We start from the raw sequence: 479 nt of genomic DNA on the forward strand, positions 1-479 counted from the left end.
TCATCTCTTAGCGCAAAAGCTACTGGTTTTCCCTCTTAAATCGGTAGCTTTTATTTTATTAGAAAGGAAACTATGACTTATTGTGAACAAATCTTAAATCAAATCTATCAAAACTTTATGTTTTCAGTGGGTGTCTATCGTTATGATCAAAACTTACTGGATTTGCTCTATAAACAAACAATGACATTATTAGCCGAAAAGCTTCAAAAGTTACGTGAAGCAAACTATCCCCATGGCGAGATTCTTCTATACGGAAACCATTACCGTCGCCTTATTACAAGATATTACTACTCTCAAGCTATGGCTTGATTTTTTATACCCTGAAAGGAACTATTATGATTAAAGAAACACTTAAAATGAACCCTAACTTTATTGGAACAGCTATCTATGAAAAACTAGGAACAGCTCCCCGTAAGGTCTTTGGTAAACTAGGGCAATTTCAACGTCATGAGGTGGTTAATGAAAAACATCTTCAGTTT

At 34.4% G+C, this 479-nt stretch carries 1 protein-coding gene; it reads left to right on the plus strand.

The annotated features are described in order from the left end of the window. The first annotated feature begins 72 nt into the window (after nt 1-72). Entirely contained in the window at nt 73-309 is a 237-nt protein-coding gene (locus ACTQ48_RS11535; protein WP_441571070.1) for a hypothetical protein, read from the plus strand. Nucleotides 310-479 lie beyond the last annotated feature (170 nt).

The organism is Collinsella sp. Sow4_E3 (assembly GCF_052116285.1).
Lineage (GTDB): Bacteria > Actinomycetota > Coriobacteriia > Coriobacteriales > Coriobacteriaceae > Collinsella.